Origin of the sequence: Pseudomonas sp. PDM10, from assembly GCF_014852295.1 — a bacterium.
Lineage (GTDB): Bacteria > Pseudomonadota > Gammaproteobacteria > Pseudomonadales > Pseudomonadaceae > Aquipseudomonas.
On record NZ_JACVBJ010000002.1, the window covers coordinates 542,963 to 556,215 of the forward strand.

Here is a 13,253-nt window from a genome sequence, read left to right on the forward strand (position 1 = left end):
TGCATCACAGCTTCGGTAACGGAGCGAATGCTTGTCACGCCATGACCTCAACGAACTTCAGGAACGCACTCAATGAGCTTTCTTCGCCCCAAATTCATTACGTTCGACTGCTACGGTACGCTGACCAACTTCCACATGGGCACGATGACTCGCGAACTGTTCGCCGATCGCGTGAAGCCCGAGCAGATGGATCAGTTCGTCAAGGACTTCTCGGCCTACCGCCTGGACCAGGTCATGGGTGACTGGATGCCGTATGACGAGATTCTCAAAACCGCACTGGCGCGGACCTGCAAGCGCTGGGGCATCGAATACCGTGACGAAGGTCAGCTGTATTACGACGCCGTGCCGACCTGGGGTCCGCACCCCGATGTGCCGGCCGGCCTGTCGAAAATCGCCGACAAGATCCCGTTGGTGATTTTCTCCAACGCCAGCGACAGCCAGATCATGTCCAACGTCGACAAGCTCGGCGCGCCGTTCCACAAGGTTTTTACCGCCGAGCAGGCTCAGGCCTACAAGCCGCGTCTGGCCGCGTTCGAGTACATGCTCGACAACCTCAACTGTGGCCCGGAAGACATCTTGCATGTGTCTTCCAGCTTCCGTTATGACCTGATGTCGGCCCACGACATGAAGATCAAGAACAAGGCCTTCGTCGCCCGTGGCCATGAAGTCCCGGCCAATGCTTTCTACGGCTACCAACAGATCGCCGATATTGGTGGGCTGGCGGCGCTGGTAGGTCTCTGAGTCGAACGGTAACGGCATTCTTCATTTGGCATAGGCGGGTTAGACATGGGCAGTGAATCCTACTGGCTCGACACCGCACCGGCGTTCAGCGGTGCACAGCTCGGCGCATTGCCTGGGCAGGTCGACGTGGCCATCGTCGGTGGTGGTTTCACCGGCTTGGCGGCGGCCCGGGCGTTGGCCTTGAAGGGCGCCAGTGTGGTGGTGCTCGAGGCCGGAAAGGTCATCGGTGAAGCGTCGGGGCGCAATGGCGGCCAGTGCAACACCGGCGTTGCCCAGGACTACGCCGGGCTCAGCGCCAGCCTCGGCGCTGACAAGGCGCGGGCTTATTACCAGGCTTACGAAAGCGCGGTGCAGAGCGTGGTGTCGCTGGTGGAGCAGGAGCAAATCGCCTGCGACCTGATCCGCAACGGCAAGCTCAAACTGGCGGCCAAGCCGATGCACTACGAGGGCCTGGCACGGACCTGCGATCTGATTCGCAAGGAAGTCGATGCCGACGTCGAATTGCTGACCGCCGAGCAGACCCGCGCGGAAGTCAATTCCGCCCAGTTCCACGGTGGCTTGCTGCAGCGCAACGGCGTGCAGATGCATGTCGGGCGCTTCGGTGTCGGTTTGGCCGAGGCCGCCGCCCGCCAGGGTGCGTTGATCCATCAAGGCACCTCGGTTGTGGACTGGAAAGCCCAGGCCGGCGGTTATCAGGTCAACACCAGCAAAGGATCGCTGCATGCCGGTCAGGTGCTGCTGGCCACGGGCGCTTGCCAGCACGGTGGCTTGGGTTGGTATCGGCGGCGGATCGTGCCGGTGGGCAGTTTCGTGATTGCCACCGAAGTCCTTCCACCGTCGCTGATCGAGCAGTTGTTGCCGGGCCGCCGCGCCTATGTCACCAGTCGCATGATTGGTAATTACTTTCGCCTCACCCCGGACAATCGCCTGCTGTTTGGCGGCCGTGCGCGGTTCGCCATGTCGGACAGCGTCAACGACGCCAAAAGCGGCAAGGTGCTGCAAGCGGCGATGGTGCAGATGTTTCCGCAGTTGGCCAATGTGAAGATCGACTACTGCTGGGGCGGGCTGGTGGACATGACGTCCGACCGCTTGCCTCGGGCCGGTCAGCACGGCGGTGTTTATCACTCCATGGGCTACAGCGGCCATGGCGTGCAGATGTCGGTGCACATGGGCCAGGTCATGGCCGATGTCATGGCCGGCAACGTCGAAGCCAACCCTTGGCGTGAGCTCGAATGGCCGGCGATTCCCGGGCATTTCGGCAAACCGTGGTTCCTGCCATTCGTGGGCGCTTATTACCGTTTCCAGGATTATTTGCATTGAGTTGATGTTGTGGCGTCACCGTCGTTTGCGTTTCCAGGACGTTCCGGTCAACCGGGACACTCGAGCCTTCTCATTTTCGACAGGTACAACTGATATGACTGACAACAAGATCGACTCCCAACTGATCTCCGGCCAGGAAAGCCTGCGGGTTTTCGAAGGTCTCAATCGCGGCATGTCCCGCCGTAACGCCTTGCAGATGCTCGGTGTGGCCGGTGTTGCGGCAGCGGGCGCCGGCAGCCTGTTCAGCGCCGCCGGTAAACTGTTCGCCGAAGAAGCCGCCACCCCCGGCAAAGGCAAGCCGGGCGGGCGGATTCGTGTCGCCGGCATGTCCAGTTCCACCGCCGATACCCTGGACCCGGCCAAAGGCGCGTTGTCGACCGACTACGTGCGCCACTTCATGTTCTACAACGGCCTGACCCGTTTCGACGCCCACCTGGTGCCGCAACTGGAACTGGCCGAGCGCATCGACAACACTGATGCCACGCTGTGGACCATCACCCTGCGCAAGGACGTGACCTTCCACAACGGCAAGACCCTGAGCGCCGCGGACGTGGTGTATTCGCTGTCGCGCCACAAGGATCCGCTGACCGGTTCCAAGGTCATGCCGCTGATGGCGCAGTTCGAAGAAATCAAAGCCACCGGCCCCAACGAAGTCCAGATCCGCCTGAGCGCGCCGAACGCCGAGCTGCCGTCGATCCTCGCCGTGTCGCACCTGTTGATCGTTCCGGAAGGCACCACCGATTTCAACCAGGGCATCGGCACCGGACCGTTCAAGGTCAAGGAATTCAAACCGGGCGTGCGCTCGATTGCCGCGCGCAACACCGGCTACTGGAAACCGGGCCTGCCGTACCTGGACGAGATCGAGTTCATCGCCATTGCCGATGAGCCGTCGCGGATCAACGCGCTGCTGTCGGGCGACGTGCATCTGATCAACGAGGTCAACCCGCGCTCAACCACGCGCATCAAGGCCAGCCCCAAGCACCGGGTCGTCGATGCGCCGTCGGGCAACTACACCGACCTGATCATTCGCCAGGACCAGATGCCGGGCAAAAGCGCCGAATTCACCCAGGCCATGAAGTACCTGCTGGACCGTGAACAGGTCAAATCCGCGGTTTTCCGTGGCTTTGCCGTGGTCGGTAACGACCATCCGATTTCCCCCGGTTCGCGCTACTACAACGCCGACCTGCCGCAACGAGTCTACGACCCGGAAAAAGCCAAATTCCTGCTGAAAAAAGCAGGTATGGAAAGTATCACCATGCCGTTGGTCGCATCGCCAGCCGCCACCGGTTCGGTGGACATCGCGGTGCTGTTGCAACAATCGGCGAAACAGGCCGGGCTCAAGCTCGACGTCAACCGCCTGCCGAGCGATGGCTACTGGTCCAACCACTGGATGAAGCACCCGCTGAGCTTCGGCAACATCAATCCGCGGCCGAACGCCGACGTGATGTTCTCGCAGTTCTTCCAGTCGAAAGCGCCGTGGAATGAATCCGGCTGGCAGAACGATCAGTTCGATCAGTTGCTGATGCTTGCCCGGGGTGAAACCGACGACGCCAAGCGCAGCAAGATGTACGCCGACATGCAGACCCTGGTGCATGACCACAGCGGTATCGGCGTGCCGGTGTTCATCAGCAACATCGACGGTGTCGACCAGCGCATCAAAGGCTACGGCAGCAATCCGCTGGGCGGTTTCATGGGCTACATGTTCGCCGAGCAGGTCTGGCTGGACGCTTGATGAGCGGTGGTTGCAGCGACGGGGACATTGCATGAGGGTAGGGCGATGAATAGCAACACATTGTGGTTGATCGGCCGGCGCCTGGGCGCCGCGATCGTGACCTTGTTGATCGTGTCCATGGTCGTGTTTGCGATCACGGCGGTACTGCCGGGGGACGCGGCGCAACAATCGCTCGGGCAGTTCGCCACGCCGGAACAGGTGGCGGCCTTGCGCCTGAAACTGGGGCTGGATCAGCCCGGTGTGTTGCGTTACCTGCACTGGTTGATGAATCTGCTGAGCGGCGACATGGGCCAGTCGGTTTCCAACGCCATGGCGGTCAGCGAGTTGATGGCGGGGCGGGTGCCCAACACCCTGATGCTGGCGGCCGCCACGGCGCTGGTGTCAGTGCCGGTGGCGTTGATTCTCGGCATCGGCTCGGCGATGGGCCGCGGGGGGCGCATCGACAGCTTCCTGAGCTTTTTCACCCTGGCCATGGTCGCCGTCCCGGAGTTTCTAGTGGCGACCCTGGCGGTGCTGATTTTTGCGGTGAACCTGGGCTGGTTGTCGGCGCTGTCGTACGCCAGTGACATCACCTCGCCTTGGCAATTCATGCGCACGTACGCCTTGCCGGTGCTGACGCTGTGTTGCGTGATCGTCGCGCAAATGGCCCGCATGACCCGGGCGGCGGTGATCGATCAACTGGATAGCCCTTACGTGGAAATGGCCCGGCTCAAAGGCGTGAGCCCGATGCGCATCGTCCTGCGCCATGCCTTGCCCAATGCCATCGGGCCGATTGCCAATGCCATCGCCCTGAGTCTTTCCTACCTGTTGGGCGGGGTGGTGATCGTCGAGACGATCTTCAACTACCCCGGCATCGCCAGCCTGATGGTCGATGCGGTGACCAACCGTGACATGGCGCTGGTCCAGGCCTGCACTATGTTGTTTTGCACGGCGTACCTGGGATTGGTGCTGATTGCCGACCTGTGCGCGATTCTGTCCAATCCGAGGCTGAGAAACCAATGAACAATCTCATTGTGAAATCGACGCCCGCGACCCCCGACCTGTCGGTTGGCAAGGTGTCTCATGGTCCGGCCTGGCTGGGTCTGATCGGGGCTGCGATGTGCGTGATCTGGTTGCTGGTGGCGATTTTCGGCCCGTGGCTGGCGCCGCACCCGGTGGGTGAAGTGGTCTCTGACAATGTCTTTGACAGCATCAGCGCCGTTTACCCGTTTGGTACCGATTACCTGGGTCGCGACATGCTCAGCCGCATCCTCGTCGGCGCACGCTTCACTGTTGGTCTGGCGTTGGTGGCAGCCGTGTTGGCCAGCGGCTTGGGCACCAGTTGCGCTCTGCTGTCGGTGGTGTCGCCGAAGTGGCTGGACGAGGTGATCAGCCGCTTGATGGACGCCTTCATCTCGATCCCGAGCAAGATGCTGGCGCTGATCATGGTCTCGGCTTTCGGTTCGTCGGTGACCTTGCTGATCTGCACGGCGGTGCTGAGTTTCACCCCCGGCGCGTTCCGCATCGCCCGCAGCATGGCGGTGAACATCGAAGCCCTGGAATACGTGCAAGTGGCCCGCACCCGGGGCGAGCGTCGGCTGTACATCGCCTGCGTGGAAATCCTGCCGAACATGCTCAACCCGGTACTGACGGACCTGGGGCTGCGTTTCGGCTTCATCGTGCTGCTGCTCAGCGGCATGAGCTTCCTCGGGCTGGGCGTGCAACCGCCGGATGCCGACCTCGGCTCACTGGTGCGCGAAAACATCGGCGGCCTCAACCAGGGCGCGCCGGCCATCGTGATTCCGGCGCTGGCCATCGGCACCCTGACCATCGGTGTGAATCTGTTTATCGACCGCCTGTCTTCGCGACGTAGTCGACGTTCGGGAGGCCATTGAAATGAGTGAATTGATTCGAGTCGAGAACCTGCGCGTGGTCGCCTGTGGCGAGCGTGGCGAAGTCGAAATCGTCAAGGGCGTGAGTTTCTCCCTGGCCAAAGGCGAAGTGCTGGCGTTGATCGGCGAGTCCGGTTCCGGCAAGACCACCATCGCCCTGGCGCTGCTCGGTTACGCCCGGCGCGGTTGTCGCCTGGCGTCCGGCGTGGTGCAGATCGGCGAGCACGACATGCTGGCGTTGAGCGAAAACGAGCTGCAAGGCCTGCGGGGCAACCGTGTGTCCTATATCGCCCAGAGTGCGGCGGCGGCGTTCAACCCGGCGAAAAAACTCATCGATCAAGTGGTGGAGGGCGCATTGATTCATGGCCTGGGCAGCCGGGCTGCGCTCGAAGCCAAGGCCGTCGAATTGTTCCGCGACCTTGCGTTGCCGGACCCCGATCGCATCGGCCAGCGCTATCCCCATCAGGTCTCGGGCGGACAACTACAGCGGGTCATGGCGGCGATGGCGCTGATCAGCGATCCGCTGCTGGTGGTGCTCGACGAACCGACGACGGCCCTCGATGTGACGACCCAGATCGACGTGCTGCGCGCCTTCAAACGGGTGGTGCGTGAACGTGGAGCGACGGCGGTTTACGTGTCCCACGACCTCGCCGTGGTTGCGCAGATGGCCGATCAGATTGTGGTGCTCAACGGCGGTGAGATTTTCGAACAAAGCGCCACCGCGCCCTTACTCAAAGGCCCGGCCCACGAATACACCCGCAGCCTGTTGGCGGCGGCGCGGCCGGACACGACGATTCGCCCGCCCTGCGATGTGGCGCAAGACACGCCATTGCTGACGATCCAGGGCCTGACCGCCGGTTACGGCAACAAGAACATGCACGGCATGCCGTCGATTCGGGTGCTGGAAGACATCGACCTGACGGTGCGCCGGGGTCAGGCTATCGGCGTGATCGGTGAGTCGGGCTCGGGTAAATCGACCCTGGCGCGGGTGGTGGCGGGGTTGCTGACCCCGGCGCTGGGCGGGCTGACCTTCGATGGTCAGCCACTGGGTGGCAGCCTGTCCGAGCGCACCGCCGAACAGTTCCGCCGCATTCAAATGGTCTTCCAGAACGCCGACACCGCGCTCAACCCGATGCACAGTGTCAGCACGATTCTGAGCCGGCCGCTGAAGATGTATTTCGGTCTCAAAGGGGCCGCATTGCGCGAGCGCATCGGCGAGTTGCTGGACCTGGTGCGCCTGCCGCGAGATATGGCCGAGCGGCGTCCGAATGAACTGTCTGGCGGGCAAAAGCAGCGGGTCAACCTGGCCCGGGCGCTGGCGGCCAAACCGGACCTGATTCTGTGCGATGAGGTGACCTCGGCGCTGGATACTGTGGTCGGCGCGGCGATTCTCGAACTGCTGCGCGACCTGCGTCAGGAACTGGGGGTTTCGTACCTGTTCATCAGCCACGACATTTCCACCGTCCGCGCGCTGTGCGATGACATTGTGGTGATGTACAGCGGCCACAAGATCCAGGCCGGCACTCGGCAAGCGTTCGCCCAGGCGCCGTTTCATCCTTACACCGACCTGTTGATCCATTCGGTGCCGGAACTGCGTCAGGGCTGGCTGGAGAACTGCGGCACCACCTGCGGCGAACTGCCGCCAATCGGCGCCAGAGCCAACGTGCCGGAGTTGTGCACCTTTCTCAATCGGTGCCCGGTGCGGGTTGATGGCCTGTGCAATCACACCGCGCCGAGCCGCCGAGTCATCGCCGGTGGCAGCGAAATCCTTTGCCACCACGACACCGCCGAGCTGCTGAAAACCCAGCAGGATTTGAACATCATGACCCAGGGAGCCTATGCATGAAGGGGCGTTTTGTGAGGTTGGCCGAGCAGGGCCGGCCGACCGTCAATTTGAAGGTGGACGGTGCAGCCATCGAGGCGTTGCAGGGCGATACCCTGATGGTCGCGTTGCTGACCCAGGGCTCGGCGCTACGCCAGTCGGAATTCGATTCGGGCCGGCGCGCCGGTTTTTGTTTGATGGGCGCGTGCCAGGATTGCTGGGTCTGGACCCGCAGCGGCGAACGCCTGCGTGCCTGTTCCAACGAAGTCCGTGAAGGGCTGGACATCGTCACTACACAACCGGAGGCGACATGGCCACTGCACGGCTGAGCTCTAATAAAGTCGTTATCGTCGGCGCCGGGCCGGCCGGTATTCGCTGTGCCGAAACCCTGGTGGCTGCGGGTTTAAAGCCGATCCTGATCGATGAAAATCGCCGGGATGGCGGGCAGATCTACCGTCGCCAACCGGAAGGCTTTACCCGCGATTACGCCACGCTGTATGGCACCGAAGCTGGCAAGGCCCGGGATCTGCACCAAAGCTTCGACTGTTTGCGCGGGGAGATCGACTACCGACCTGACACGCTGGTGTGGAACCTCACGCCGGGGCAACTGTGCTGCGTCAGTCAGGGCAAGCATACAACGGCGGATTACGACGCGTTGATCCTCTGCACTGGCGCGACCGATCGTTTGATGCCGATTGAAGGCTGGCAACTGGCGGGCACCTACAGCCTTGGCGGGGCGCAGATCGCGCTCAAATCCCAGGCGGTTTCCATCGGTCACAGCGTGGTGTTCATGGGCAGTGGGCCGTTGCTGTATCTGGTGGCCAGCCAATATGTTAAAGCCGGCGCCAAGGTGGCGGCAGTGCTCGATACCTCGCCGCTGAGCAAACGCATCCTTGCCATGCCCAAACTGCTGGCGCGTCCGGGATTGCTGTTCACCGGGATGAAACTATTGGCGCAGCTGTATCAGGCGAAAATCCCGGTACACCTAGGGATCAAACCTCAGCAAGTGCTGGGCGACGCGGCAAGCGGTGTCAGTGGCGTGCGGGTCAGCACGGCGCGCGGGGAAAGCCTGACGATCAATTGCGATGCCGTGGCCCTGGGTTATCACCTGCGCCCGGAAACGCAATTGGCGGACCTGGCCGGTTGTCGCCTGCGTTTCGATGAGGCGTCCAGCCAATGGTTACTGGCGGTTGATGAGGACGGCCGGACCTCGGTCCGTGGTGTGTACGCGGCCGGGGACGGCTCGAAGATTCGTGGCGCGGATGCCGCTGAACATGCCGGAAGGCTGGTCGCCATGGCGCTGCTGGAGGACCTGAACCAACCGGTGAATGCCGGGTTGCGCGACGAACAACGCCACGCGCTGGCGGTGATGGATCAATTTCGCCTGGGGCTGGCGCAGGCGTTTCCCTGGCCGTCGGCGCAAGCCAAAGATTTACCGGATGCCGCCATCGTCTGTCGTTGCGAGATGATCAGCGCCGGGGAGTTGCGCCGTACCGTCAGCGAAAAGGGCGCCTGCGAAGTCAATCGGGCCAAGGCGTTCAGTCGGGTCGGCATGGGCCGTTGCCAGGGCCGTTATTGTTCCCAGGCCGGGGCCGAGGTGATTGCTGCCGCTGCTGGCGTCAGCGTGCAACAGGTCGGCCGGCAGCGCGGTCAGGCGCCGGTCAAACCCCTTTCGATGCTCACCGAGGAGGTGTCGCCATGACGGTTCACAAAGCCGATGTCGTGATTGTCGGCGGCGGCCTGATGGGCTCGGCGGCGGCGTTTTTTCTGCGTCAGCGCGGTCAGTCGGTGATCCTGCTGGAGCGCGATCAGATCGGTCAGTACGCCAGCGGCGTTAACTTCGGCAACGTGCGGCGCCAGGGCCGATTCCTTGGGCAGCTGGCGTTGGCCAACCGTTCGTGGGCGCTGTGGAAGCGCTTGCCGGAGCTAATCGACGACGACCTCGAATTCATCGCCAGCGGGCACATGCGTGTGTGTTATCGCGAAGACGAAATCCCTGAACTGGAAGCCTACGCGGCAGCGCCCGAAGCGGCGCAACTGGATCTGAAAATCTATCGCGGTGCCGAGCTGCACACGCGGTTCCCGTTTCTCGGGCCCGACGTGAAGGGCGGTTCCTACGCGCCCCACGATGGCCACGCCAACCCGCGTTTGGCCGCCCCGGCGTTTGCCCGTGCCGCACGACGCCTCGGCGCGCGGATCGAGGAACAAACCGAAGTCGCCGAGGTGCAGAAGGTCGGTGGTGAGTTCAGCATTACCACCACCGATGGCCGCCAATTCAGCGCCGCCCAGCTATTGATTACCGCCGGCGCCTGGGGTCAGAAACTGTCGGCGCAGTTCGGCGAGCCGGTGCCGCTGGACACCCATGGCCCGCAAATGGCCGTGACCGAACCGGTGCCTTACGCCTTGCCGACGGTGATCGGCGTGTACACCAAAATTCCTGAGGAAGTGATCTACTTCCGGCAGATCCCGCGCGGCAACATCGTCATCGGCGGTGGCTACCGCAGCAAACCGGACATGCTCAATCGCCGGGCCTATGTCGAGCCGCGCAGCATCCTCAATCAGATGGAGCAAATGCGCCGCCTGCTGCCGGGTGTCGGCAACCTCAACATTATCCGGGTCTGGAGCGGCATCGAAGGTTATCTGCCCGATTCCCTGCCGGTGATGGGCCCCAGCGGCACCGTCGATGGCTTGTTCTACGCTTTCGGCTTCAGCGGCCACGGGTTTCAGCTCGGCCCGGGTGTCGGCGATGTGATGGCTGAACTGATCAGCACCGGCAGCACCAGCACCTCGATTGAACCGTTCTCCATCAACCGGTTCGCCCTCTCAGCCGAGCAACGGAGCAAGGCCTCATGAAACCCCGTGTACTGGATATTCTCAAACGCCTGATGGCCTTCGACACCGTGTCTTCGGAGTCGAACATGGCCCTCATCGAGTACGTGCGGGACTTGCTGCTGAGCAAGGGCATCGAGTCGCTGATCGTCAAGGATGAAACCGGCAAAAAGGCCAACCTGTTCGCCAGCACCGGGCCGCGCGAGTTGCCGGGGGTTCTGCTGTCCGGGCATACCGACGTGGTGCCGGCGGCGGGGCAGGCCTGGACCTTCCCGGCGTTTCAGGCGACGGTGCAGGACGGACGAATTTACGGCCGTGGCAGTTGCGACATGAAGGGCTTCATTGCATTGGCCATCGACGCCATGCTCGACGCGGCGGACAGCCCCTTGAACCGGCCGCTGCAACTGGCGCTGTCCCATGACGAAGAAACCGGTTGCGTCGGCGTGCGCCGTTTGCTGGACGTGTTGCACCTGGCACCTGTGCGGCCGTTTTTGTGCCTGATCGGTGAGCCGACCAACATGCAGTTTGTGTTGGGGCACAAGGGCAAGGGTTCTTACCGCACTTACTGTCGGGGCCTGGAGGCGCACTCATCGCTGGCACCACGCTCGGTCAATGCAATTCATGTGGCCTGCGATTTCATCACTGCGTTGCGTCAAAGCCAGCAGCAGCTGCAAGAGCAGGGCGCCCAGGATGCTGACTACGACGTGCCTTACAGCACCGTGCATGTCGGGCAGATTGTCGGCGGCAAGGCGCTGAATATTGTGCCGAACCTGTGCACCCTCGATTTCGAAGTGCGCAACTTGCCGGCGGACGATCTGGATCAGTTCCTGGAACAGATGCGCGAGCGTGCCGAAGTCATCGTGCGTGAGGCGAAAAAACTGTCCAGTGTCGCCGCGATCGAGATTGAAACCGTCAACGTCTATCCCGGCCTCGATACGCACCCGAGTGTTGAAGCGGTGCGCTTCCTGAAGAACTTCGCCGCGCCGGATACCGGCACCGCCAAAGTCTCATTCGGCACCGAAGGCGGGCTGTTCAAGCAACGCCTGGATGTGCCAGTGGTAGTCTGCGGACCGGGCTCGATCGAACAGGCGCACAAGCCGGACGAATTCGTCGAGATCAGCCAGATGGAGGCCGGGGAGCGGTTTCTTGATGGTTTGCTCGGTTCTCTGAAACTGTAATCAGGTTCCATGGCAAACACAGATCAAATGTGGGAGATCAAATGTGGGAGCGAGCCTGCTCGCGATGGCGTCCTCTCAGTCGATATTGATGTCGCCTGACACACCGCTATCGCGAGCAGGCTCGCTCCCACAGGGTTCTGTGTTTACCTGGACCGACCTTTTCTCCCCTCGGTAGAGCCTGCCGTCCCACCCCGAATTTCAGCATCCAACACCGCCCAATCGGCACTTTCAGCATCCTCATCCGCAGCACCTCCATAGACTTAAGCATGTCTCGGATCAGGACTCGACCATGCTCAAGAATCGTTTGAAAGACCCCAGCCTTCTGGCAGAACTCGCCTATGTCGACGGGCAGTGGATCGGCGCTGACAACGCCGCAACCCTGGACGTCATCGACCCGGCCAACGGCCAGCTGATTGCCCGCGTACCGGCGATGCAAGGCGCGGAAACCCGTCGCGCCATCGAAGCGGCGGAAAAAGCCTGGCCGGCCTGGCGCGCTCGCCCGGCGGCGGAACGTGCGGCGCTGCTCGAACACTGGTATCAGGCCATGATCGACAACCTCGACGACCTGGCGCTGATCATGACGTGCGAACAGGGCAAACCGTTGAACGAAGCCAAAGGCGAAATTCGCTACGGCGCCGGTTTCGTCAAATGGTTCGCCGAGGAGGCCCGGCGGGTCTACGGCGAAACCATGCCGGCCCCCAGCGGTGACCGCCGACTGCTGACGCTTAAGCAACCGGTGGGTGTGTGCGCCGCGATTACCCCGTGGAATTTTCCCAACGCGATGATCACCCGCAAATGCGCGCCGGCATTGGCGGCAGGGTGCCCGATCATCGTCAAACCCTCGGACCTGACGCCGTTGTCTGCTTTGGCGTTGGCGGTATTGGCCGAGCGCGTGGGCCTCCCGGCCGGGGTGTTCAACGTGTTGACCGGCATGCCCGCCGGGATCGGCGAAGAGCTGACCGGCAACCCGAGCGTGCGCAAGATTTCCTTCACCGGCTCGACCGCCGTCGGCCGCTTGCTGATGCGCCAGAGCGCCGAACACATCAAGCGCCTGAGCCTGGAACTGGGCGGCAACGCGCCATTCATTGTGTTCGACGACGCTGACCTTGAGCAGGCGGTGGCCGGCATCATGCTCAGCAAGTTTCGCAACGCCGGGCAAACCTGCGTCTGCGCCAATCGGATTCTTGTGCAGGACGGTATTTATGAACGCTTCGCCCAGCGTCTGGTGGAGGAGGTGGGCAAGCTCAAGGTCGGTAACGGCCTGGACGCCGACGTCACCATCGGCCCTCTGATCAACCCGGCGGCGGTGAGCAAAGTCGCCCGGCACATTGACGATGCCCTGAGCCAGGGCGCACGTTTGCTCTGCGGCGGCATGCCCGAGGGCGACAGCCAGTTTGTTCAACCCACGGTCCTCGGCGAGGCCCACGCGGGCATGCTGCTGGCCAATGAAGAAACCTTCGGCCCAGTGGCGCCGCTGATGCGCTTTACCAATGAAGCCGAAGCCCTCGCCTTGGCCAATGCCACGCCTTACGGTCTGGGTGCCTACTATTTCACTCAGGATTTGCGTCGTTCGTGGCGTTTCGGCGAGGCGCTGGAATTTGGCATGGTCGGCCTCAACACCGGGATCATTTCCATGGAAGTCGCCCCGTTCGGCGGCATCAAACAATCAGGCCTGGGCCGCGAAGGCAGCAAGTACGGTCTGGATGAATACCTTGAAGTCAAAGCCTTCCACATCGGTGGGCTGTAATTCACTGACACGG

The 13,253-nt window shown here is 62.4% G+C and carries 11 protein-coding genes; all 11 read left to right on the plus strand.

Annotation, left to right across the window (positions count from 1 at the left end; genetic code table 11):
* Positions 1–72 precede the first annotated feature (72 nt).
* The 11 genes from IB252_RS09025 to IB252_RS09075 all read left to right on the plus strand — a co-directional run bounded on the left by IB252_RS09025 (position 73) and on the right by IB252_RS09075 (position 13,240).
* Positions 73–741, plus strand: a complete 669-nt coding sequence (locus tag IB252_RS09025; RefSeq protein WP_111452599.1) for a haloacid dehalogenase type II — start codon at positions 73–75, stop codon at positions 739–741.
* Between the two features lie 45 nt (positions 742–786).
* The gene (locus tag IB252_RS09030) at positions 787–2,061 is read left to right on the plus strand and encodes an NAD(P)/FAD-dependent oxidoreductase (protein ID WP_111452598.1); all 1,275 of its coding nucleotides are present in this window, start codon (positions 787–789) and stop codon (positions 2,059–2,061) included.
* A gap of 94 nt (positions 2,062–2,155) precedes the next feature.
* Positions 2,156–3,793: an ABC transporter substrate-binding protein gene (locus tag IB252_RS09035; protein WP_192408250.1), complete on the plus strand. Its 1,638-nt coding sequence runs from the start codon at positions 2,156–2,158 to the stop codon at positions 3,791–3,793.
* A gap of 45 nt (positions 3,794–3,838) precedes the next feature.
* Positions 3,839–4,795, plus strand: a complete 957-nt coding sequence (locus IB252_RS09040) for an ABC transporter permease (RefSeq protein ID WP_111452596.1) — start codon at positions 3,839–3,841, stop codon at positions 4,793–4,795.
* Positions 4,792–5,667 carry an ABC transporter permease gene (locus tag IB252_RS09045; protein ID WP_033062146.1) on the plus strand — a complete coding sequence of 292 codons (876 nt, stop codon included), beginning with the start codon at positions 4,792–4,794 and terminating at the stop codon, positions 5,665–5,667. Before IB252_RS09040 ends, IB252_RS09045 begins: the two co-directional genes overlap by 4 nt.
* Position 5,668: 1 nt before the next feature.
* On the plus strand, positions 5,669–7,510 hold the full coding sequence (locus IB252_RS09050; protein WP_192408251.1) for an ABC transporter ATP-binding protein: 1,842 nt from the start codon (positions 5,669–5,671) through the stop codon (positions 7,508–7,510).
* Positions 7,507–7,815, plus strand: coding sequence for a (2Fe-2S)-binding protein (locus IB252_RS09055; protein WP_111452593.1), 309 nt, complete (start codon positions 7,507–7,509; stop codon positions 7,813–7,815). The genes IB252_RS09050 and IB252_RS09055 overlap by 4 nt, the downstream gene beginning before the upstream one ends.
* Complete coding sequence (locus IB252_RS09060; RefSeq protein ID WP_192408252.1) at positions 7,797–9,188, plus strand: NAD(P)/FAD-dependent oxidoreductase; 1,392 nt, start codon at positions 7,797–7,799, stop codon at positions 9,186–9,188. Before IB252_RS09055 ends, IB252_RS09060 begins: the two co-directional genes overlap by 19 nt.
* Positions 9,185–10,339 carry an NAD(P)/FAD-dependent oxidoreductase gene (locus IB252_RS09065; RefSeq protein WP_192408253.1) on the plus strand — a complete coding sequence of 385 codons (1,155 nt, stop codon included), beginning with the start codon at positions 9,185–9,187 and terminating at the stop codon, positions 10,337–10,339. The genes IB252_RS09060 and IB252_RS09065 overlap by 4 nt, the downstream gene beginning before the upstream one ends.
* The gene (gene argE / locus IB252_RS09070) at positions 10,336–11,493 is read left to right on the plus strand and encodes an acetylornithine deacetylase (RefSeq protein ID WP_111452590.1); all 1,158 of its coding nucleotides are present in this window, start codon (positions 10,336–10,338) and stop codon (positions 11,491–11,493) included. Before IB252_RS09065 ends, argE begins: the two co-directional genes overlap by 4 nt.
* A gap of 289 nt (positions 11,494–11,782) precedes the next feature.
* Entirely contained in the window at positions 11,783–13,240 is a 1,458-nt protein-coding gene (locus IB252_RS09075) for an NAD-dependent succinate-semialdehyde dehydrogenase (protein ID WP_111452588.1), read from the plus strand.
* Positions 13,241–13,253 lie beyond the last annotated feature (13 nt).